Raw genomic sequence first — 23,352 nt, 5'->3', positions numbered from 1 at the left:
GTATGTTTAATCTCTTTAAAAAGTCGAAAGGCGAAACTGAGCGAGTTGAACCAGTTCTTGGGAAAGGCGCTGGTTCTAGCCGTGATCGTCAGCGTCATAAATTGCATGCGCAGGAACGCTTTGCTGCAGCAAAAAGCCCACGTATCAGCTCAAATAATTTCTTTGGTTCCGGTCTTAGCATTGATGAAACGTTAAGACGCGATTTATCAAGAATTAAGGCTGCTAGTCGCAAAGCTGGTGAAGACGTTGGCTATATGAAGCGCTTCTTTTCCATGGTGCAGACTCACGTTGTTGGTGATAAGGGACCGCGCTTACACGCTGAAGTTCGCGGAAACGATGGAAATTTAGACCGCGTAGCTAACCAATCTATTGAAAAAGCGTTCGCTAAGTGGTGCAAAATTGGCGTGTGTGAAATCAGTGGGCGCATGGACTTCATTGGGGCCATGCAGCTCATTGCAAAAACCGTGTGCCAAGACGGTGACATTATCATTCGTCACATTCACGGCGCGCCCAATAAGTTTGGGTATGCCATTCAGCTGATTGAAGCTGACCTGTTAGACGCGACGTTAAACAAAGATTTAGGAAACGGCGTTCGCATTAAAATGGGCGTTGAAATAGATAAGTGGGGCAGACATGTTGCTTACCACTTGTTGACTAACCACCCTGGTGAGCATACGTGGCGCCATGACAATACTGGCAAACGCTACGTTCGTATTCCTGCAGATGAAATCATTCTTCCTTTTCCAATGTTTCGCCCTGGTCAAACTCGCGGTGTTCCATGGGCTCACGCATCACTTTTAGATTTTCACGATATCGGTGGTTACCGCGAATCAGCGCTAGTGGGTAGCAGGGTTGCAGCTAGCAATATGGTTATTTACGAACGCGACCCAGAGCAAGAAGCACCTGAAGAAGAGGACGAAGGTGATTTCATTTTCGAACTTGAGCCCGGTGGTGCTGCAATTACCCCAGAGGGTTACCGCGCAAAAGAAACAAACTTTCAGCACCACGGTGATTCAGTTGAAGGATTTCAGAAGGCATCGCTTAAAGGTGCGTTTGCTGGCGTAGATGTGAACTACAACACGGGCGCGAACGACTATGAGGGCGTTTCATGGTCAAGTCTTCGCCAGGCGGTGCTTGAAGATAGGGAGCACTGGAAGCGACTTCAAGGTTGGTTAATAAGTCAGGTGGTTGGTGCGATATATCAACGCTGGCTTAAACATGCGCTTTTGAATGGCGCCATAGATAACTTGAGAGGTTATGACCTAGAGCGCAGCGTTGATGCATTTTCTTTCAAAGGCCGCAGATGGCAATGGGTTGACCCATTAAAAGATGAACAGGCCATTGGCGCTGCCATGGATAACTTCACCGTTAACCCGATGGATGTTCTGAATGAAAAAGGTGTTGATGTCGACGAAATGGCCGAAGGCTGGCAGCAATATCTTCAGATACTAGGTCCAGCGATGGAGTTGGCCAAAGGTTTTGGTATTGGCAAAGGGGCAAAAGTTGCAGCTGCAGCCAATAAGAACGCCCCTAAAAATGACGAAGAAGAGGGCGAACAGTGAACGTAAATAAAGTTACTGCAGCCATGTTGCGCAAAGGGCAATGTCCTGTCATGCAGCGCGACATGGAAGCGCAAATTGAAAAGGTAGACGAAGAAAGCCGTATCGTCACCCTTAGCTTTTCCAGTGAATATGAAGTTGAGCGCTGGGGATGGGTAGAAACCCTTGGTCACGAAGAAGGTGAATGTGACCTGGCACGCATCAACAATAAAGGTCCGTTCCTTAGTGATCACAATTGGAACGACCAACGCGGCGTTATTCAAAAAGCATGGATTGAGAAAGGCCGCGGCTACGCTGAAATAAAGATGAGCCGCAATCCGCTTGGCCAGCAGCTTCTTATCGATATGCAAGATGAGATTCGCGTGAATGTATCTGTTGGCTACCGTATCCACGCCGCCAAATTAACCCGCGAAGAAAATGATTTAGATTACTACCGCGTTACCCACTGGGAACCGCTGGAAATATCTTCTGTATCAGTACCGGCAGACCCTACCGTAGGTGTTGGTCGAAACGCTGAAACAAACGACAACCCCGTAAAAATAACCACCACTGAGGTACGTAAAATGGATGATATCGAAATCCAAGACAACAACGCCCCGGATGAATCAGCCGACCGTTCGGTATCACCGGAAACGACTAACCAAACTAAGCGCGAATTCGCAGAGCCACGTAAAGTGAAAACTGCACCTGAAGCAAGCGATGCGCAACGTATTGCTGAAACTGCACGTCAGTATGGAGCTACTGATCTAGGTAATAGCTTTATTGCCAAAGGTCGAAGCTACGAAGAATTTAACACTGCGCTTATTCGTGAGCTTCACGGCAAGCGAAAAGATCCTGAAGCCGAGTCAACAATGATTAATTTGGATATCGGTGAAAACGAGCTTCGCAAGTACAGCGTTATTAATGCGCTTCGCGCGGTTGCTACGGGCAACTTTAAGAAAGCTGGCCTTGAGCGTGAAGTGTCAGAGGCTATCGCTAAACGTGTTGGCCGTGATGCTGACGGTATTTACCTTAGCTATGAAGCTATGGGCTATGGTTTACGCCAAATGCAACTTGCGCGCATGCAATCAGCTGGCGGTGCGGGTAAAGGCGCTGAGCTCGTAGCTACCGAACTTCATGCTGAAATGTACATTGAAGCACTTCGCGCACAAGCAGTGGTGGGTCAATTAGGTGCACGCATGGTGTCTGGCCTTGTGGGTGATGTTGATATTCCTAAACAGAATGGTTCGGCAACCTTCTACTGGGTTGAAGAAGATGGTGCGGCTACAGATAGCGACCTGTCTTTCACTACTGTACAGCTACGACCTAAAACGCTAGCTACTGCAGTTCCTATCACTCGCCGTATCATGAACCAGTCTACGCCAGATATTGAAGCGCTAGTTATGGCTGACATCATGCGCGGTCAAAGCTTAGGTTTAGATCAGGGTGCGCTTTACGGTTCGGGCATTGGCAATGAACCTACAGGTATCGCTAACACCAGCGGTATCGGTGCAATTGCGTTCGCTACACCAAATAGTCCTACATGGGCTGAAACTGTTGCATTTGAAACTGACGTGGCAGAAGCCAACGCAGATGCTAACACCATGGCTTATCTAATGCGCCCGTCTTTACGTGGCAAGCTTAAAACAACCGAGAAAGCTTCAGGTACAGGTCAGTTCATTTGGCAGAATGGCCGCGTTAACGACTACAACGCTGCAGTAACAACACAAATGAACGCTGGCCAGATGTTATTTGGTGACTTCTCGCAGGCGCTAATCGGCTTGTGGGGCGCGCTTGATGTAGTTCCTGATCGTGCTACCAAAGTTGCAAGCGGTGGTCTTGTAATGCGTTTATTCCAAGACGCAGACGTTGCAGTTCGTCACCCTCAAGCATTCTGCTTGGGTGAGTAATCTACGTAATTTTTAACTAGCAAAGCACCTTCGGGTGCTTTTTTTTAAGGTAAAAGAAAATGGCTAGAGATAGTAAAAAAGTGAGCTTTGAGCTTACACGCGGTGTGCGCCTTATGGGTAAAAGCTACTTTCCTAAGGCAAAGGGTAAAACAATCATCTCGATTGATGCTTCGATGGCAAAGGAACTGCAGGCAGCGTCGAAAGGTAAGATTGTCGACGCAAAAGCTAACACTGAAATCGAAGTACCAAAAATCGATGACGGTTTAGACGCGGCGTTTGGTCCAGAAAACGATGGTGAAAGCGAATAGCTATGAGCTTTCAAGATGATCTTGCCGCAGATATGGAGTCAGTTTTTTTTGCTGACTTTAAACATGTGGCGGTTATCTCTGGTGTAGAGGTGAATGGATACCTGTACACCAGAGCGCATGAGTTCGGTGAACTGGACACTAATCAGGTTCAGTTCGACACGCCGAAAACATCGCTACCAGCCATAAAACGCAGGGAACCTATCACGGTAAATGGCGTTAAATACCTTTTCGTGACAAAGCAAGAGTCTGGCGAAGTTACAAGCTTGATCCTTGAGCGTGTTTAGTAATGTCAAAAATTGTATCGGTTAACTCAAAACAAGCCTTAGCTGAAATGAAGCGAATGAGTCGTGCGCTAGATACTCATAGAAAAGGTGAGGTTAACCGTGCAATGGCGGCAACCATCAACGATAGCCTTAAAAAGTCACGGACGAAAATAGTTCGCCGTGCTTCTAAGGCCATGCAAGTTAAGCAAGCACCTATAAGACAACGTGTGAAAATCACACGTGCTAAAGCGACTAGTCTGCATGGAAAAGTGTGGGCCGGTACCAATAGGCTGTCTGCGAGAACGGCAGGTGCTAAGCCGCGAGGTGATGGTCATGCGGTCGGTCCTTACGAGTGGCCAAACACATTTACCAATAAAGGCTTACGCAACATTTATGTTCGAAAAGGGAAGGGTAGAGGGAATATTGAAGTGGCTGGTTTTGGTGCAAAGTTCACAGAGCAAACGCTTAAGAACGCTGTAAACCAAGAGACAGAAGCTTCACTTGCTAAAGACTTTCCTTTAGAGCTATTTCGCCAATTGACCTGGCGATTAGATAAAGCGCTAGGAATTAAGTAATGTCCACACGTTCGCAGATACGAGAAGCAATCCGCGCGATAGCGGAGTCTGCTGGCTTCTCTACTACATTTAATTACTCTCCAGCGCAGATATTCGAAGATGAACTACCTGCGTTGAAGGTCTTCTTTAATTCGGGTGAGACTGAATATGACTTCGATGACACCGGAATTACAGAGGCGCAAGTCATCGTCGAAATTATGCTTCGTGATCCGGGCAATATTGATGACGCATTAGACCAAAAAGCCACTGCAGTGCAGCAGCTGCTGCGCGAAAACCCCCAGTTAGACGGCCTTATCGAAGGCATGAATAGAACCAACTTTGCATACGACCGTGACAGTGAAACGACTATCGGTGAATTGCAGCTTACTTACACAATACAATACCTAGACGAGGATTAATCATGAAGGGTAAATTAGTTTCATTGCACTTATCAACCGATGATGGCACTTCTTTCGGTAATTCAATAGCCGATATTATGACCATGGAGCCTGGTGAAATGACCAGTGAAGTGGTTGATGCAACGCAGTACGGTACCGAGCATGACTGGAAAGAGTCTGATTACGGTTTACGTGATGGCGGTGAATGGAATGTCACGGTTCGCTACCGTGAAACGCAGACTGATGTTGAAAGTATTATTGATGCGTTCCACAACGGCACGAAAAACCACGTACAGGTGCAATTTCCAGCGCCAATTTCTAAAGCATTGTCATTCCGTTGCCTAACTACGAAAGTCGGTTATGCAATTCCCAAAGAGGGTCAAATAGACAGAAGCTTAACGCTAAAAGTCGATGGTCCTATTCTTGAAGAAGATCTTACTTAATGTTTGGTTTCTTTAAGCGTTTTATCGCTGAGCGTAAGATGCCGAAGGATAAAACCTTCGTGCATCGCGCGCAAAGTGCAGCGGTTAAATTGGGGCGTTGGCTTATCGTTGAGCTTTCTGCAGCAGATGCTGTAGTGATCATGGACCAACTCAATCTTATTCAGCGTTCCCATGCCGACTTAGAAGAGAAGGGCCGCAATGTAATGGCACTGAGATACCAAGCTATTGCAATGTCGCTGCGCACAAAGACTGGTCGCATCCCTTTAAAGTGGGATAGTGAAACTGACTTGCTGTTTCTCGCATCGTTTCCTCAGTCGAAAATTTCATTAGTGCTTGCAGAAATTGCCAGTGTTTCTGATATGCCCTGGATAGACCCTCATTATCAACCACCAAGCAGTGAAGGTGACTCGCAATCAGAAGAGCCGGAGCCACTTAGTGATGAGGATTTAGCAAGAAACCCCTCATAGGCCAGCCGTATCGAACAGCCACACTTAGGCTGGCCTTAAAGCTAGGCTGCGAAGATGCAGACTCCCTCCTAGATAGACTCAGTGCGTCAAAGCTTCTCGAATGGTTACGATTTGGCGAAATCGAGCCATACGGAGGCAAAATTGACCAGTTCCAAGTAGCTGGTTTACGTGCTCAAGTGGCAAATTATTTACGCAAAAAGGGTGATAAACCCTTTGAATCTAGCGATTTCGTCGTTGGATATCGCCCCAAAATGCAAATCAAACCTATGTCTGTAGAAGAGCTTTATAAGCGCTTTACGAGAAGATAATGAACAAAAAGAACTACGAAGTTGAACTGCGAGGCAATACCCGGTCTTATCGCAGCGAGTTAGGGCGTGCAATAACAAGCAATGATCGCTTTAACAACTCAATGCGTGGGTTATCACAGGGCGCTCAAGCTATTCAGGGCCCAATGGGCGGCGTGGCCAGTAGGGTATCTGTCGTTAATTCATTGTTTTCTTCTGGTGCTGCCGTCACTAGCGGATTAGCTGCGGCTTTAGCTGGCCTAGTTGCGGTTGGCTATAAGTCGCTGCAGGTGTTCAATGAATACGAAAAAAGCCAATTAAGAACCGAAGCATTAGTTAGGGCGACTGGTAATGCAGCTGGTTTCACTGCTGAGCAACTACAACAACAAGCAAACCAGGTCGCGTTAAGCACGCTGGCCAGTGTGCAGGGAATAACCGAAGCACAGAACGTTCTTCAGACGTTTAAGTCTGTGAGCGGGGAAACCTTCACACAGGCAGTGGAACTTTCTCAGGATATGGCCGCTGTTTTTGGCGGTACCGCTAAAGATAAAGCCCTGCAATTGGGTAAAGCATTAGAAGATCCTGTAGCGGGTATTAATGCACTTAAGCGCAGTGGTGTTAGCTTCACTTCTGCGCAGAAAGACATGATTCGTTCAATGGTCGAAATGGGCGATACTGCAGGCGCTCAAAAGGTCATTCTTGAACAGCTTGCGGGGCAAGTAGGCGGGGCTGGTTCTGCCGAAGCTGGCGGGTTAGCAGGTTCAGTAGACACGCTTGGCCAGCGTTGGGATGAATTATTACTCAGTTTTTCTGAAAGCTCATCTTTAGGTGGTGGCGTTAAGAAGTGGCTAGATGGTATCTCGTATTCACTTGATAAGTTGCGCGGCAAAATTGCGCCAACTATTGAAGAGTTACAAATAGAGCTTCAGTACCTCGAAAACACCCAGCAGAAATCAGCGACTAAACGCGGTGCCAACGCGGCAAAAGCAGCTAATGCTATTCGTTCAGCGGAAGCCGATGAGCTCAGAGACCAAATTCTGCAGATGAAAGCAGAACAGGGCGACCTGCAGGCGTTAGATCAGCTGATAGAACAACGAACCAGTGAACTTGGCAATTTACGCCAGCGCCTACCAAATGCGAGTTCGGAAGGTACCGGCTGGTTCGGAAGTGGTGAGTCAGAAAAAGAAGAGTTGCAGAAGCAGCAAAGGAAAGCGGCTGCAGAACTTCAAGAGTTTAAGCGGCAGAAAAAGCAACTTGAAGCAGCTAACCAGGCACACGTAGAAACGCAGGCTGCTATTAAGGAAGAAGCTGATCAGACAGCACAAGTTAAGCGCGAAGAAGAAACTGAAAAAATGGCTTCTAGTCTTCGTGCGCAGTATCAACGCATTAATGATGAAGCATTGGCTGCAGACGGAAGAGAAGCCGAGTTAACGAACTTACGCTATGAGCGTAAAGTTGAAGAAATGAACGCAGAGCTTGAGCTTATGCGTCAAAAAGGCTTGCTCACACAGGAGCTTGAAAAGGAACATCAAGAGGCACTGAACAATCTTCTACTAACAAAAGAAGAGAAGGTTGCAGAACTGAACCAGCGTGAAATAGATGCGGCCACGGAGAAGTACGCGGCAATACGTGAGGCTGCGCTTGAAGCTGGCGGTAAAGATGAAGAGTTAGCCCAGTTCAGACACGACAAACGTGTTGAAGAAATTGAAGCTGAGCTCGACATGCTACGCGAAAAAGGCTTAGCAACACAGGAAATTGAAGCAGCGCATAAGCAGGCAATGGAAGACCTGGAGGCAACGCACCAAGGAAGGCTTGCTGAAATTCGCGATGAAGCAAGAGAAGAAGAGCTTAAAAAAGAAGAAGAGAAAAAAGCGCGTCAACAGGAAGGTTACAGTGCCATGTTTGATGTGGCGAATAGCTTCTTTGATGGCATGGAAGGGCGTGAAGCGGGTTACGCGCGCATGGCTTTATCTATCGGTGAAACTTTACTTAACGAAAAAAAGCGAAAAAGCCTGCAATCTATATGGACTAATACCATGGATGCGGCGATGGGGGCTTATAACGCCTTGGCCAGTATTCCCTATATTGGGCCAGTGTTAGGTGGTGCTGCTTATACAGGCGTGGTCGTAACTGGTGCAGCTGCAGCAGCAAAGTTGACGGGTATGGCGCACAGCGGTATGACAAACATCCCTTCAGAAGGTACCTACCTATTAGACGGCGGTGAACGGGTTGTTCAACCAGAACAAAACCGTGATCTCACACGCTTCTTAAGTTCATCAGAAACCAATAATTCTCAGAATATGAGCGTTAAAAACGAAACGCATATCCACGGTGATGCATCAAATCGCGATTGGCGAGAGATAGCATTGCGCGACAAGCGTTTCATTCGCTTGTTCAAAGCACGTCTTGAGAGGCCAGTATAAATGTCTGCTTTTCCTATTCAGTTTTTTAGACAAGTCGAAGTTACGTTAATCCTCGACATCATCAAACCGGAAGAACGACTGTACGAAAACAAGTCATTGGGGAGTGAAGATCCTTATTACCTCTTTGCGCTTACTTCGACGCCTGTTAGTCACGATGATGCTATGGAAATCAGTGGCATTCTTGACTGGTACAACGATTCGATTAGAAACTTTCTTCTGCCAAATCCACTAAAGTCGGTTAGAAAGCTAAACGGTCTTTATTTAACAACAAGTGGATTCGTTGGTAGCCAAGTTTTACATGTTGCAGGCTTGCCGCCATCACGCGAAAAGGCGGCGTGGGGTGGTGACTTTGTGCAGCCCGACATAAACACCAAAGGCTACCGGATTGCTTTTAGTGCCAATTCAGACGCCACTGGCCGTGCCACAATAACGCTTACTCAGCCACTTCTACACAATATTCCAGCTGGTACACAGATTCGCTACGGCGATGACGTCAACTTTCAGGTGTGCGTTAAGAACCGTAATGGTGGTGAGTTCGGCGTTAAAGATGCGGGAAAAACCATCTTCGATTTAGAGTTAATGGAGCAGCTGTGAAGAATTTGACAGCATCAGAAATTGAGCGCTTAAAAGGTTACAACCCCACTCGCTACCAAACCTACCTAATAAAAATGAACATCAACGGGAATATGCTTTATCTGACAGATAGGGATGCGCCTGTTTTCTACGGCGGTGTTTACTATCAGCCAGGTTATATAACGTCTGACAGTATCGATGACATTGAAGTGACTTCTGAGCCTGCAACGAATGAATTTAACACGACGCTGGATGCGCGTGATGGTGCGTTCATTCCTTACTTTCTAAATAAGGGATGGAATAACTCAGAAGTAACGGTTTATGAACAGCATGCTGATGAGTTAGGCGTGATCGTTACATTAAATGTATTTGAAGGTTTTATTGATTCTCGCGACATTTTCAAAGAAACGAGAAAGATTGACGCGGTTTTAGCGTCAGTCTGGGCTGACTTCGAAAAGCAAGCCGGTACCAAAACCAACTCTGGTTCACATCAAAAATATTACCCAGATGATACGGCCTTTGAGCATGTGGCCAGAGCAAAACGAAAAATTTATTGGGGTAAAAATGCGCCAGTTGCATCAAGTAGTGGCAGTTCCTCTGGTAGTGGTCGCTTTGATCTGCCAAGAATAACGCAGCAGGTTTAAAAAATGAGCTTTTTAGAAGATGTTGGTGGGTTCTTTTTTGGGTGGTTAGCACCTGAAGCGCCAGAGCCAATGCCGCCTGGTACTGAGTTAACATCGGCACAGACTGATGCACACGTTGGTGTGGTTATAGGCAAGGTTCACAAAACCACGGGCAATATCATATTCAAGGAAACCAATGATGGTGACTCTGATGATATTAAAAATGACTTGCTTCATATCATTGTCGTGTGGTCTGAAAAAGTCGTGTCAATTGATGAGGTTTATGTAGACGATATCCCCGTTTCTTCTGACAACCCTGCGTTCTTTCACGATGATGGCGGGCGCGTGGTGCACATGCGTAATTTCCCTGATGGCATGGACAACTATGAAGATCCATTACTTACTGCTGCAGGATGGCGATTATCAGACAAAGCTTCAGGGAAAGCATGCAGCTACATTCGTCTTGAATATCATGGTGGCGAGTTTGCTATCTCATCAGAGCCTAAAATTACCGCTGATTTAACAGGTACCAATCACTCAAACCCAGCACTAGCTTTACTCGACTACCTTAAAGATCCGCTGTATGGCAAAGGCCTTTCTACTGGACTGATTAACACAAATTCGTTTTACAGAGGAAGAGACCTTTGCGACTCTCTTGTCGATGAGGTTGTTGGCCAGCCCGAACAAAGACCGCTTTTTAGCTGTAACTGTAAGCTAGACACCAGTAAAGATATATTGGGAAACGTCAATGTACTGTTAAAGCCAATGCGGGGCTGGCTGCCTATTATCGATGGTCAGTTAACTTTAGTTATTGAGCAAGATGATGATCCAGTTAGCATACCAATCCTTGAGAAAGATATTATCGAGATGGATGGTGTTTCTGAAGGAAGTAAAAATAAGCGGTATAACCGTGTTGCGGTAACGTACTATGAGCCTGCTGCAGATGGTACTGCGCAGGAAGCCGTTTACCCACCGAAAGGCAGTGCTTTAGAGGCTCAATTATTAGAAGAAGATAACGGTTTCATTAATGAGGGCACGGTTGACCTCGTTACCTGTAACAACTATTACGAAGCCCTTGAGTTCGCCAAAACGTGGCTTGAAATTTCACGTGAGCAGACGAAAACCCGCATACATTTGCCCAAGTGGGCGCTTATTTATGATGTGGGTGACATTGTGCCTGTTTACGATTCGTTTTTAGGTTGGGAAGGAAAGCTATTTCGAATAGAACAAATTTCCTCTAATAAAAAACGGGTAACTTTAACGGTTCGTGAGCATCAGCCTTATATCTACGACTTCTTTGGAGAAGGCAATAAGCCTGAAATACCTGATACCACATATAGCTTTACTAACCCTGATGAACCTAGCGACTTAACGATTGAGCACGTATATTCTGCTTTCGTTCAAGTTAAAATCTCTTGGTATTCTGAAGCATCGCGTTTCCTTTATCAGGTATTAGATGAACAAGGCTTGCTAATAGAAACGGATTCGATAGCGCGTTATCACGTAAACCTTTCAGGCTATGCGCTTGGTACCTATCGTTTTAGAGTGATGGCGTTAGGCGGTCTTTCTGCACGAAGTGGATGGGCAGAAATACCGCTGATAATGCAAAAGCCTGGCGTACCAACAGATATTACAATAAACCCCACAGCTACAGAGTTGGAAGTTATCCCATACTTAGCAGGTTCTGATAGCTCAACCGCGTTTTTGTATTCCATTAGTCATGACTTAACGGATGAAGAGCCCCCTTTACCATATCGTGGGCCAGCTCATGCTTATACGTTCCCTGGCTTAGCACCAGAACGTGATTTTAAAATATGGGTTTGCTCATCCAATGCTCTGGGCGAGTCGCAATGGACGTTTGTAGTTGCACGAACGTCTGCAGTAGATGAGTTCTGGGGCAATATCGTTAGAACGGTAATGTTACCAGGCTTACCTGAAAACCTTGGTGATACTATAAACAGTGTCGTAAATGATGTGGCCAACTGGTCACAGCAAACGAACGAGCTAGGCGAAGAGTACTCGACGCTACTCTACAGCGTGACTGAAGTAGCACAAGAAAACCAAGTAATCAGCTTAGATGTACTTGGCGTTAAACAAAAGATAGGTGATAAGAGCGTTCAATCTCAAATTGCAGACTTCAAAAATGCTCAAATAGGCTATGAAGACGAAAACGGCGAATGGATAGAAGGGGCCGCGTTCGCGCAAGCTTTCCAAGAGATAAAAATAAACAACTTGGATGGTGATCAGGTTAGTGTTTTCTCGTACTTCGAAGCGCTTGAAAATGCTATTGGTGAAGTAAGGGGGCAGATTCAATTCGCTATCGATGTGAACGGCCGCTTAACTGGTATGTTCATTGAAGGCAGTGAAAGCGCTAGTTCAATTATTCTGGCTGCTGAAAACGTTAAGATCACCAGTCAGGATGGTGCCGTTTGGCAAGAATGGGACAGTGTATCAGGGACCATTAAGTCCTATGCCACTATATACGCGGAAAATATCGAAGGGGATATAACAGACGGTGCTGTACTAGATATGCGGCCTATTACGTTTGATGGTTCTGGCACACCAACCCAAGAGCATGTTCTTGTTAATTTTCTTATCCAGGCGCAACCATTTGAGCGTGTCGCTTACGTTCACCCCATTCCAATTCAGTGGGGTAGCCTCGATAGCTTACTTATCACTGCAGACGTGAATGGTAGTTCTGTGCATGTTATTTCAACGCCAGGCGATACATTTAAAGGTGATAGTGTCTCTGGTGTTGTTGTCAGAGTTCCGGCCAACACCGATGTCGTTGTTGATGTCAAAATTCAAGGTAACAGCAACAACGGAACATGCATCATCGACGGTGATGTTTTCGTTCAAGTATTCAAACAGGCATTTGGCATACAGCAGCTTCAGCAGGGCCAGCCTGTCCAATAAAAACGACTCTAAATAAAGTCGTTTCTTCTCAGATATCGGAAAAATAATGAGTACCTACGTTTTTAGTCTCAACGACATTAGTGTTGAAGACGGTAGCCCTGTTGTATCTGTAAATAACTCAGATTCATTCTTTGGGTTGATTGAGGGTAGCCAGTTATTCATCGCTGGCAAATTACCAGCGACAATTATTGATCATGACACTACCGCCAACACGCTAACGCTTAAATATAACTGGCAACAAGGTGATTTAAGCAACGTAGCCGCTCAAGTAGTGCCAATAGGGGCGGTGGGTGTACTTCTTCAAGCGTTAGAAAATAACAGAGCTGCTTATGCCGCATTTTTGGAAACTATGGCGGAATGGTCAGGGGATATTAATTGGGTTCAGCTAATAGACCCGCCAGTCACAGCAACGCAGTGGCCCGATTTCACTCAAGTCACAGGAACGTTAGGCGAGAACCAATTGCCTAGTGCAGCATCGACAAAGCGCGATGTCATGCGCGTCAGTCCAGCTTTTGACACCAGCAAAGGTAGACAAGCTTTTGAGCACAACCATTATGACCAACTTGCTAAAAACGTTTCTCCGTTACCGCCAGCAATAGGACCATTAAAACCCGTAGAGCTTCACTTTGATACCACACAAAAGAAAACGTGGGTTATGTGGGGGCATAATAAAGAAGATGCGCAGCCTATCGAGCAATATCTAGGGCGAAGGAATTTCTACCAAGCTGATAGTCCAGTATATATAGATTTAGATTCGCCCTTTACTGGTGATGTAACAATGCGTGTTTACGTTTTTCACGTAACGATTGATAGCGTTACACATCTAAGCGGCACACATGAAATTAAAGGGTTGCCGGGTTCGCCAACGTTAACGCTAGGTCAGTGGGTAACGTTTACCGCATCAGTAACCAACTTACCCGAAATAGGTAATGATGGTATGGGTAACTACTTCTTCGGGTTAGTCGATTACATCAGTTTTTCAGACGGTAAATTTGCTGATTTAAGCAAACCATACTTTCCTAGAATCCCGCAGCTAAACGCAACGATAACGAATACCAGCAACAACGCCAGCAACCCGTTTATTACTTGCAATCAGCGTTTAGATGGCACATGGGAAACTGCAGATATAACACCAAACACACCCATGACAATTTATTCAAGTTGGGTCCAAGACGGTAGAAAATTCACAGCAACTGCAGTAAGTGAAGCCAATGACCGAGTTGAATTTTTCTCATCTAGCTACTTGGATGGAAAAACAGTCGAATACGCAGTAGCTCTGCATTCTCTGGTTGGCTATGGCTCTTTAGCTACATTAAACGCAAATGCAAATGCCATAGAAATCGAAGGTGTTAAGATTTTTACAGCCACATCGGAAAGGTTAGCGCTTAAAAGGGGCTACGGTGAAATAAACGCAGTTGTTGAAGTGCTTTACATCAAGCAACTAATACCGGAGGTGTTCTAATGGGTATGGATTTTATTGATATATCCATTGATGAAGGTGAAGTCGATGCTAACGGAGATTGGTGGGATCAACCGCTAGGCTGGTCAGAACTGCTTACCGCAATAAATTCGCGAGGGGCTGGCGATTTCATTCATGTTGGTTGTGATGCTCAATTTTTGGTAGATAGATATACTTTTTCTAAAGAATTTGAAATTACAGCAACTGGTGATGAAACCGGCCCATTAATACTCAAGATGGGGAACATAGGCTCACGCATAGACTCATCCTTATCAGAGGAAACATGGTGGCCCATCGGTGACAGACCTGAATACTTTAGGCGTTCCACCTACAGAGGAGTTAATTTTTTCACTTTTCAAGGTGACCGCTACTTTTTAGAAGGTTTCCGTGCAAGAAATTACGACACAGCAGCAACATTTACTCAGCCGCAATCAGGCACAAAAATTTATCAGTCACAGCTAAGAAGTTGCCGTTTTGGGTTTGACTTTAAATCTACGGTTGATGATTGCGAAATTTCTGGCTTAGTTAGTAAAAATGTTACCACCTCTTTGGCAATATTTAGAGGGGCTGTAACAAACACTCGTATTAGCGATATTTCTGCGTTGAACGCGAATTGCGAGGATGGAGAAGCAATCGGTATACGCTTCTTATCCAGCGAAAACGACAACGTTACGCTTTCTGACATAAATATAGGTGGTCAACGTGATCACTATATTTCTTTGAACCCGAAAAATCCTTACCACGATGGTTCACAGTATTCAGCTTACACGCAAGGTGAAGCGCTCGCCATCGAGGGAGGTACAAACTTCACTATAGAGCGGTTTATAGTCTGGGATACCACAGATAGATTAATAGACTGTAAAGCTTCGGCAGTAATTAGGCATTCGGGCGGTTTTTTCTGCAAGCGTGGAATAACTGTGTGGGGTGCTAATTCTCGATTGGAATACTGCTTTGTAGGCGGAGTACAGCAATTCGGGAACACTTCAGGAACGGCGTTTTTGCTTTTGGGCGATAGTTGCACTCTCCACTATTGCTCTGTCAGATTCGATTCGCGGTCAACTAGTGAGTGTATATCAGTTAGAAAAGGCTCCACTCACACTATCGAAGGTGGCGAATACGTTCTTCCAGCAACAAAGCCTTTTTTACGTGCGGCTTCTACAGGAACTGGCATAGCTACAGTTGAGTTAAAAGATGTAGTGATTAACGGAAAAACATATAACGAAACAGTAACGCTTAACAGCAGTGGCGCTACGTGGATTGCGCAGTAATTTTAAAGAGAATTAAAAATGGCTATACAGTTTGATGGTTCAGGGGTTGTTGATTTAGGCACGAACTTTAATGCTGCAGGTGAATTTACGGTTAATGTTCCAGCGTTTGAATATACTAATTCAACTAAATGGGTCATAGGTCATACTAACGCAGGTCTTTGGGGGGTAATAACATTAGCTGGAGGAGTGATAAAGACTAGGCTAAATGGGTCTGATATAGACATTACCGTGCCAGGGCTTTCTAGCGGTAGTTTTGTTAGTGGTATGACAATAACGAGGGACGCTAGCAACGTTGTTACCGTTAGCCTCTTGGGTCAATCAGCGTCAAAAACAATTAGTGGCACAATATACTTATCCGTACTTGGTTATGGAGCAGGCTCAGAGTCAACAAAATACGATGGTGTAATGCACGGCGAGTTGTCTTGGGACTACGGTGCTTCGCAAGTAGTTCAGTATGATTTAAACGCCACTAGCGGAGCAGTTGTTAAAGACCTATTAGACAACACGAACGACAGTCCTTTGTCGGGGTTCACATCAGGTGGGTTCACAAATAACCCTGCATCCAACTCGCAACCAGAAGTTGTGATCAACGCTGTAAACAGCACAGGAATAAACAATACTGTAGAGCTTACAGCCATTGTGAATGACCCAGACTTTTCCGATACGCATGTTTTTACGTGGCGGGTAGTTAGTGGCACCGGCAGTTTAAATACTACTACGGGTGATGTTGTTGAATTAACCAGCGCTGAGTTAGGCTCGGTAACTGTTGGAGTTGTCGCTAATGATGGTGAACTAGATAGCTATGAAGCTACTCACACTGTTGAATTTTTAGATACCAGCAATACGTTTACTAGAAGAATATTCCTTGAATCGGGGCAGTTAAACGGCCCTAGTGATAATGTTGCTAGGGGTTTTATAATACCTAATGGATCGGTTTTTGGTGTATCAAATAACACTATCTACTCATTAGGTAACGTGCCTAATGATAGTTCCAACCGTTTAATCTATAAAGATTTTGGGTTATCTAACCTAGTTATCTCCGCAGATGTAACGTCTGATTTGATGCACAGAGTGTGTGGACTAGCATTGCGTGTTGCATCACCCAGCAACTTTTTATTTGTTCACGTATCTTCTACAGCGGTAAGGCTAGTCCACAGGTCAAATGGGGTGGATACTGAATTAGCTTCTACACCTTACGAAATAACGCTTCCTACCCAATTCAAGCAAGTTATCGGTTTAAATGGCACTCAGATAGCTGTTTATTTGGAAAATAACCCAGTAGCTACGTTCAGCACATCAGTAAACATAAACGAAACCCGACATGGTATCCATTCACAAGAAGATAGAGATTCCAGCCACGCTAACATTACGTATAGCAATAACATTACTTTAACTAACTTAGACATACCAGAAAATAACGAAAGACCGGTCATATCCATTCCAAAAGGTACAGTTACGGTACTAAAAGGCGAGCCCTACGTTGAAGAGGCAACGGCGCTTGATTCTCAAGATGGCGATATTACTCAGTTTATTGAGTATTACGATTTCGAGAACAACCCCGTAGATATTGATACGAATGTCAGTGCTGTTTTGGACTTAGTCCTGAAAGTTAATGACAACAACAATAACGTAACCTACGCAACCAAGCGAATTATCGTTGATGACGGTCTATCAGTTATAGAGGCAGAAAATAGAATGGCAAACCCCACCCAGAAAATCAATATCAACAAATCTTCAATGCAGCTTAGCATACCAAATGACACAGGTATTAAGACTTATAGAGTTCAAGCACATCACCAAGATGATGTCAGTAACGTCATAGCAGATTCTTTCGTTGAATTTAATAATGGTGAAGCTGTTGTTCAAACAAATAAGCCCATTGGATTTCCTTACACTGGAGGCATTTACGAAGGAAGTTACCCGCAAGACAACGCTGGGGCTATTGTTGGCGCAACAACGGGTGAAATTAAGTGCTATGCGAACGAAGCCATTGCTTCATACCATGTACTCCCCGAAGGAATTATAGCGATAGAAAACACGCTAACGAATGAAGATTTATCTTTGACGTTGCCGAGCGGTGCAGACATAAACTATCGATACGGTTTCTTTGTTTATGTTCCTAACGGTGCGTTTGACTACTTAGAGCCTGGTGAAACCGCCACAGAAACTATTAACTACCTGATGCCAGGCAATATTGAACAGAGTATAACAATAACCATACTCGCATCAATTATGGTTGAAGGTAACATTGCCCCGAGTGATACAGCTACCGCAATTCCTTACGCTTACGCAGAGGGTGACACCTATGAGGTGGCATTTGATGTCACAGGTAGAACAGCGGGTGAAATACAACCACAGGCAGTAGGTGACGAAACTACCATACCGCGATACACCTTTAATCGAAATGGGCGTGAAGTTTGGCATTTAAAAATACCTGCTAACTGCAACACTATTAATCTCGTTGAAAGTAATGGGTTTGATGGCTCAGTAAGTGGCTTGCATGTTAAGCGCGTAGTTAAGCCAGTCACAGTAGTTGCACCGCGTAAGCTTGATGTATTTCAAGTCAACCAGCGTCAACAGCCTTTAGACTGTCCAGTTGAAGGCACTTGTGTTGTCGAGCCTGTTTTAATTTCTTTGGTTGACCCATCTGAAGCGGTTGAGTTGGAGGATGACGTTCAAGGCGTTGAGTTGGGAAGTGTGGGCGGTAGACTTGGGTATAGGGCGAGTACGGGCGGCAATTACCGATTTACTGACTGCGAATCTTTTGAGAAAAAAGAAGCGATAACCATGTATGGAGGTGACGGTGATATTCTCTATGTGGATAATCTATTCTGCGAAGGAGGATACCCTGAATCGGAAGATGGCCCTTGGGAATATGAATTAGGTATTTCAAATGGTACAACAAACGTTTCGGGATGCGATAGTTCATACATATTAAACACATATATCGATATGAAAAAAGCGTCCATTAATGGACAGTATAGCGGGCCAGTGAACACCGATTGCTTGGTTGCTAACCGCGTAAGCACTAGCCCAGATAACCCCGAAGAAGATTACTACGCATTCAATATAGCTCTATACAACGGTGGTGACGGTAACGTTGATTTAAAACTTACTCATTGTTTCAACTATGCTGAAATGGGATATAGTTTCAGAAACTCACGCCATCACGCTAGAGCGTTAGGTATACACTGCAATATCAAGCATCTTGCTATACCTGAAGAAGCTGAATATACACATACTCACTACTGGCTAGGCTACTCTGATAGTAAAATACTCATGTTTAACGTGCAGGACGGTGATAACCGTATCGTTGATCACACAGACATAACTGAAGATTTTGCAAGAATAGAGTTGGGCCAAGACAATAAAGAGCATCAGATTTACATCTTGAAAACGCTCCCTGCTATTCCCGATAGTATTAATAGCGCGTTCGATGAAATTGAAGGTCAGTATAAGCTTTCTAGTGACAGCGCTTGGGTAGACTTACCTAAGTTTGAGGTTGGACATTGCGGAGACCTGCGTTGGAGGCCTGATTTACCAGCCGGAACTTATGATTTCAGAGTAAGAACACTTTTAGGTACTCAGCAAAGTGAATGGGTCGAAAACTTAGGAGTCGAAATAGCATGAGTTTACCGCTTGCCAATACTGTTCAAACAGGTATTAGGGGTGATTCTACCCCTCCTGTTATTAGTTCTAGTAGTGTTGATGGTTATGCTCCGTTAGACAAAATAACCTTAATTTCTGGTTTAACTGCAACTGATAATGAACTGGGTAATATCACCTCTTATATTTCACCAGTAGAAGATTTTTACGCAGGTTTTATAGGCTCATTCGAGCATGATTTTGTTGTATTGGATAGGTGGGGAAATTCAGCCACCGCTACAGCAACAATAAACGTTGAAGGCGATTATTATCTACAAGAAACGCCATATTATGACGATTTTTCAGAAGGGTTGGGTGAGCACTGGATAAAAGAAAATGGCGATTTTGATGCTGTAAATGGGGCGTTAGTCGCTATCGGCACACAACCCGCAAGTCCTAGGTGGAATGCACTAGTAGAAGCAGACAGTAATGCTCATGTCCAAGCCGTTTTTAATCTTAATGGGGTTACTCAGGTTGGCGGTCCAATAATCCGCTACGTAGATTCCAACAACTTTTTTTACGCTAACTTTAACATTGGCGAAGGGTTGAAGTTAGTTAAGCGCGTTGCAGGTGCTTACTATGACGTTATTACAACCGACATAGAAGTGCCTTTGAACGAAGATTTTACAATTGGTGTTCGAGCATATATAGATGCCATTGCTCTGATATATAATGGTCAGATTGTTGGCGAAGCCACAGATAGAGATAATTTATATGGCAACAAGCATGGCGTTTTGCTTAACACCACATCACATGAAATAAAATCATATTGGATGGCGGCATCTGATATTAATATTAATCTTTTATCGGAGGGCGTTATGTTCCCTAACGGAAATCAACAACCAACCGCCAATGCAGGCCCAGACCAATCAGTAGCGGCTGGCGTCGAATTTACACTCGACGGCACTGGCTCTGAAGATACCGATGGTACTATAGTCGAGTGGCGCTGGACGCAAACGGCCGGCGACTCTGTCGTTCTCGATATTTCAACTCCATCACAACCAAAAGCAATATCGCCAAGTAGAACCTCAGCACAAACTCTCACCTTTCAGTTAATAACGGTTGATGATCAAGGGCAAGAGAGTGCGCCTGGCATCGTCAATGTAAACGTTGCAGCTGTCGTCTTATCTGAAATTTTAAAAGTTATAGAAAGGCTAGATTTTGATTTGGAAACGAATGGCGACATCAATGCATACTTTGGTCGTGCGAACAGAGAAGTAATGAAGCTAAAACCTTCAGAGCCTACTGGATTAGCGCTTGATTCAGATGGCTTCATGATGCTCGACAATAACACTATAGAAGAAGTCAAAGTTATAGCCGGAGGTAGTTCAATATCTTCTAAAACAGATTCAATTAATATTGAAGGCTCTGAAATGCTAGTGAGGTTAGGAGATTTAGAGGCTTCTAAAAACGGTAGCATTTACTTCTCTATCGTCGTTTTTGTCGAGGGTGACACTAAAGGTGTTGTCGTATCTTCGAAGGGGTCCAGCGGCAATAAACCGATGTCATACGTCACGCTTTAGCTTCATAATATCAGTGTTTTTTTAACGGTATAATGCGGCCTCTAGGGCTGCATTATATTTTGAATATCAACGCTATCTAATTGTTATTATTGTTTTTTATAGTGTGATTTAAAATCCCTCGCTGGTAACAGCGTGCCGGTTCAAGTCCGGCCCCGGGCACCATTTATTCCACTATAAAATCAAATGCTTATCTGTATTATAAAGCTTTTTGAGTTTTAGCATTCTTGCTTTGTGATTAATATTTATCGGCTCTACCCCACAAACGGGGGATCAGCATTCACCTTACACGATTGATAACACCATCCCATCCGTTAACCGGCATAGCACAATGCTCATCAGTCTTAATGAACTTTTCTGCCATAGTTTATATTGGGTAGGAATATAATGTCATTCATTGTGGGCTTATATCGCAACATCGCGGCGACGCCATTGGGTTGTGTGCGCCGCGTGTAAAAAATAACAATGAAGAGCGTGTTTAGTTTAACTTACGTCTTGCTACTAGCATTCCTATACCTAAAAGCAGAATTCCAAAAGAACCACTTTCAGAAACAGTAAAGTAAGTTATTCGAACATCAGCTGACGCGAATGTGTCGATTATAGTAGAAAGATTTCCACCCCCAGTAACGCCACTAGTGGCAATAGCTTCAAATAAAAGCTGCCCTTGACCAACGCCTGTGAAAAGCGTCAAAAGATCATCTGAGGTTATCGTTGCTACTTCGTAATCGTTTGTGGCCAGGTTCAAAAACTCTACGCCTGATGAGCCGTCATAATCTAAACTCCCATCAAATGCAGAAAGTACATCGCTACGAAACACAAAAGGTGACGCGGAGATAGATGTTAGCCCATCCATTAAATACAAGGTTATAGAAGTTGAAAGCCTAGCAGTAACATTTGCGCTACGGCTTGGGTTTCTATTTTCAATTTTAACGCTGCCGCTAGAGCGTGCAAATAATTCGATAATCACTGACTGCAAAGTATCGCCAGTCAATGTGTTATCAAATAAGTTGAAAGTTATTGGGGTATCAAAGTCAGTGGCCTGTCTTGTGACTGATAGGTCTTGAACTATGACGGCTGAATGAGCAAAAACGGGTAAAACGGACAACACTGCAACGCAAAAAAAGCGCTTGAACATTTCTTTATACTCAAAAGTTACTAGAGCCAATACTATAGTGGCTGAAATCGCTTAGCACGTATCATGCCACAGAATATTTCCTATAATTTCAAAAGCTTGCTGTGGTTAAATGAATTAGCATGAGAAGAGGTGTAAAAGAAGCCGACGCTTTGAAACTCAGAGTTCCTGTTATTTTTATCTGCACTTCCTGTGTTAACATATCACCAGATTAACCTAGATATTCTTACCTTTGAAAAATAACAACGCTGTAATGCGCCTAAGGAGCGAAGAGCTGCTGAAAGCTGAGCGCCCATTTCACGCCCGCGGTAGTAAAGTAGTTCGATGTGAAGCATGTTTGCTGCCAACGCAAAACTGTATTTGTAAATTTAAGCCTGAGGCTGGCACAGACGTGGCAGTGTTATTTTTGATGTACAAAGGCGAATATTACAAACCCACTAATACAGGCCGTTTGATTGCAGACGTGGTTAAAGATAACCACGCATTTCTATGGAAACGTACCCAGCCTGATGAAGCGCTGCTTAACCTGCTGGGTAACGATAAATATTTCCCCATTGTGGTATTTCCACACGAATATGCTGCAGCTGAACGCTGTATTGACAGCCCACCATTGAATACTGGTAAAACGTTACTATTTATTTTCTTGGATGGAACCTGGCGTGAAGCAAAGAAAATGTACGTAAAGAGCCGTTATTTGCACGATTTTCCCGTATTGGGCGTGAGTATGGACGTTGCATCAGACTATTTGCTACGCGAATCTACTCATGATTTCCAACACTGTACCGCTGAGGTTGGCATTAGCGTGTTGGCGCTCGCAGAGCAGCAACAGGGGGCGCAAACGCTAGCGCATTACTTTAGTGTGTTTAGGCGGGAATATTTAAAAGGTAAACCACATTTGCAGCATAAGCTTGCATTTGCAGAGTCGCAGGTTAAAGAAAACAACTAAAAAGTGTCACTTTTATTTGCGAAAGTATTGTTTTACATCCACTATTTTATATTAACCAAACATGGAGAAAGCGAATGGCATCAGTTACTTTTCAAGGCAATACGGTTACAACTAAAGGTCAGTTACCAGAAGTAGGTGCATCTGCACCAGACTTTACATTAGTAAAGGCGGATTTGGGCGAAGTAACATTGTCAGAGCTTGCTGGGAAAAATGTTGTATTGAATATTTTCCCCTCAATCGACACAGGCACTTGCGCAATGTCAGTACGTAAGTTCAACGAAGAAGCGGCAAAATTAGATAATACGACGGTTATTTGCGTATCGGCAGATCTACCTTTCGCAGCAGGCCGTTTCTGCGGCGCGGAAGGTATTGAAAACGTACTTACAGGCTCAACTTTCCGATCCAGCTTTGGCGATGATTATGGCGTAACGTTCGAATCAGCACCGCTTACTGGACTGCTGTCACGCTCGGTCGTTGTTATCGATACCGAAGGCAAAGTGATTTACACAGAACAAGTTGCGGAAACAACTGAAGAGCCAAATTATGACGCGGCTATTGCTGCGCTGAGCTAAGTTAGTTCGCAACATTGGGTAGTTAACTACCTAACTATACAATGTGTATAAATACGTAGCGGTTAGTTTTTATCGCGGTATTGTAAGGTACTCACTTATGTGGGTGCCTT

Annotated in this window: 20 protein-coding genes; 19 read left to right on the top strand and 1 reads right to left on the bottom strand. The window is 44.4% G+C overall.

The window, feature by feature from the left end; genetic code table 11:
• Positions 1–2 precede the first annotated feature (2 nt).
• Genes E5672_RS07455 through E5672_RS07380 form a run of 17 tightly spaced genes read left to right on the top strand, consistent with a single transcriptional unit; the run spans position 3 to position 20,595 of the window.
• A complete protein-coding gene (locus E5672_RS07455) occupies positions 3–1,562 on the top strand; it encodes a phage portal protein (protein WP_136781625.1) in 1,560 nt (519 codons plus the stop codon).
• The gene (locus tag E5672_RS07450; protein WP_136781624.1) at positions 1,559–3,448 is read left to right on the top strand and encodes a phage major capsid protein; all 1,890 of its coding nucleotides are present in this window, start codon (positions 1,559–1,561) and stop codon (positions 3,446–3,448) included. The genes E5672_RS07455 and E5672_RS07450 overlap by 4 nt, the downstream gene beginning before the upstream one ends.
• A gap of 59 nt (positions 3,449–3,507) precedes the next feature.
• Positions 3,508–3,756 carry a hypothetical protein gene (locus E5672_RS07445; RefSeq protein WP_136781623.1) on the top strand — a complete coding sequence of 83 codons (249 nt, stop codon included), beginning with the start codon at positions 3,508–3,510 and terminating at the stop codon, positions 3,754–3,756.
• Between the two features lie 2 nt (positions 3,757–3,758).
• The gene (locus tag E5672_RS07440; RefSeq protein WP_136781622.1) at positions 3,759–4,040 is read left to right on the top strand and encodes a hypothetical protein; all 282 of its coding nucleotides are present in this window, start codon (positions 3,759–3,761) and stop codon (positions 4,038–4,040) included.
• 2 nt (positions 4,041–4,042) lie between these two features.
• Positions 4,043–4,594 (top strand): phage tail protein, encoded by a 552-nt coding sequence (locus E5672_RS07435; RefSeq protein ID WP_136781621.1) that lies wholly within the window; start codon positions 4,043–4,045, stop codon positions 4,592–4,594.
• The gene (gpU, locus tag E5672_RS07430) at positions 4,594–4,992 is read left to right on the top strand and encodes a phage tail terminator protein (protein ID WP_136781620.1); all 399 of its coding nucleotides are present in this window, start codon (positions 4,594–4,596) and stop codon (positions 4,990–4,992) included. Before E5672_RS07435 ends, gpU begins: the two co-directional genes overlap by 1 nt.
• A gap of 2 nt (positions 4,993–4,994) precedes the next feature.
• Positions 4,995–5,414, top strand: a complete 420-nt coding sequence (locus E5672_RS07425) for a phage tail tube protein (RefSeq protein WP_136781619.1) — start codon at positions 4,995–4,997, stop codon at positions 5,412–5,414.
• On the top strand, positions 5,414–5,881 hold the full coding sequence (locus E5672_RS07420) for a hypothetical protein (RefSeq protein WP_136781618.1): 468 nt from the start codon (positions 5,414–5,416) through the stop codon (positions 5,879–5,881). The genes E5672_RS07425 and E5672_RS07420 overlap by 1 nt, the downstream gene beginning before the upstream one ends.
• Entirely contained in the window at positions 5,878–6,189 is a 312-nt protein-coding gene (locus E5672_RS20125; protein WP_420809570.1) for a phage tail assembly protein T, read from the top strand. Before E5672_RS07420 ends, E5672_RS20125 begins: the two co-directional genes overlap by 4 nt.
• Positions 6,189–8,588, top strand: coding sequence for a phage tail length tape measure family protein (locus tag E5672_RS07415; protein WP_136781617.1), 2,400 nt, complete (start codon positions 6,189–6,191; stop codon positions 8,586–8,588). Before E5672_RS20125 ends, E5672_RS07415 begins: the two co-directional genes overlap by 1 nt.
• On the top strand, positions 8,589–9,182 hold the full coding sequence (locus E5672_RS07410) for a hypothetical protein (protein WP_136781616.1): 594 nt from the start codon (positions 8,589–8,591) through the stop codon (positions 9,180–9,182). It begins immediately after the preceding gene.
• Positions 9,179–9,805: a DUF2163 domain-containing protein gene (locus tag E5672_RS07405; RefSeq protein ID WP_118494656.1), complete on the top strand. Its 627-nt coding sequence runs from the start codon at positions 9,179–9,181 to the stop codon at positions 9,803–9,805. The genes E5672_RS07410 and E5672_RS07405 overlap by 4 nt, the downstream gene beginning before the upstream one ends.
• A 3-nt stretch (positions 9,806–9,808) precedes the next feature.
• Positions 9,809–12,700 carry a phage tail protein gene (locus E5672_RS07400; RefSeq protein ID WP_136781615.1) on the top strand — a complete coding sequence of 964 codons (2,892 nt, stop codon included), beginning with the start codon at positions 9,809–9,811 and terminating at the stop codon, positions 12,698–12,700.
• A 46-nt stretch (positions 12,701–12,746) separates the two neighbouring features.
• Entirely contained in the window at positions 12,747–14,162 is a 1,416-nt protein-coding gene (locus E5672_RS07395) for a hypothetical protein (RefSeq protein WP_136781614.1), read from the top strand.
• Positions 14,162–15,427: a hypothetical protein gene (locus tag E5672_RS07390; RefSeq protein WP_136781613.1), complete on the top strand. Its 1,266-nt coding sequence runs from the start codon at positions 14,162–14,164 to the stop codon at positions 15,425–15,427. The genes E5672_RS07395 and E5672_RS07390 overlap by 1 nt, the downstream gene beginning before the upstream one ends.
• 18 nt (positions 15,428–15,445) lie before the next feature.
• Positions 15,446–19,057, top strand: a complete 3,612-nt coding sequence (locus tag E5672_RS07385) for a hypothetical protein (protein ID WP_136781612.1) — start codon at positions 15,446–15,448, stop codon at positions 19,055–19,057.
• Positions 19,054–20,595, top strand: a complete 1,542-nt coding sequence (locus tag E5672_RS07380; protein WP_136781611.1) for a PKD domain-containing protein — start codon at positions 19,054–19,056, stop codon at positions 20,593–20,595. Before E5672_RS07385 ends, E5672_RS07380 begins: the two co-directional genes overlap by 4 nt.
• A 475-nt stretch (positions 20,596–21,070) precedes the next feature.
• Here E5672_RS07380 and E5672_RS07375 read toward each other — a convergent pair whose 3' ends face one another.
• A complete protein-coding gene (locus tag E5672_RS07375) occupies positions 21,071–21,727 on the bottom strand; it encodes a choice-of-anchor E domain-containing protein (protein ID WP_136781610.1) in 657 nt (218 codons plus the stop codon).
• A 250-nt stretch (positions 21,728–21,977) separates the two neighbouring features.
• Here E5672_RS07375 and E5672_RS07370 point away from each other — a divergent pair, with 250 nt between their 5' ends.
• Both E5672_RS07370 and tpx read left to right on the top strand, forming a co-directional pair.
• On the top strand, positions 21,978–22,670 hold the full coding sequence (locus tag E5672_RS07370) for a tRNA-uridine aminocarboxypropyltransferase (protein WP_136781609.1): 693 nt from the start codon (positions 21,978–21,980) through the stop codon (positions 22,668–22,670).
• 74 nt (positions 22,671–22,744) lie between these two features.
• A complete protein-coding gene (tpx, locus tag E5672_RS07365; protein ID WP_136781608.1) occupies positions 22,745–23,242 on the top strand; it encodes a thiol peroxidase in 498 nt (165 codons plus the stop codon).
• Positions 23,243–23,352 lie beyond the last annotated feature (110 nt).

The organism is Alteromonas portus (assembly GCF_005117025.1).
Taxonomy (GTDB): Bacteria; Pseudomonadota; Gammaproteobacteria; order Enterobacterales; family Alteromonadaceae; genus Alteromonas; species Alteromonas portus.
The sequence above is the reverse complement of the archived record's forward strand: the minus strand, read 5'-3'. Positions and strand labels throughout refer to the sequence as shown.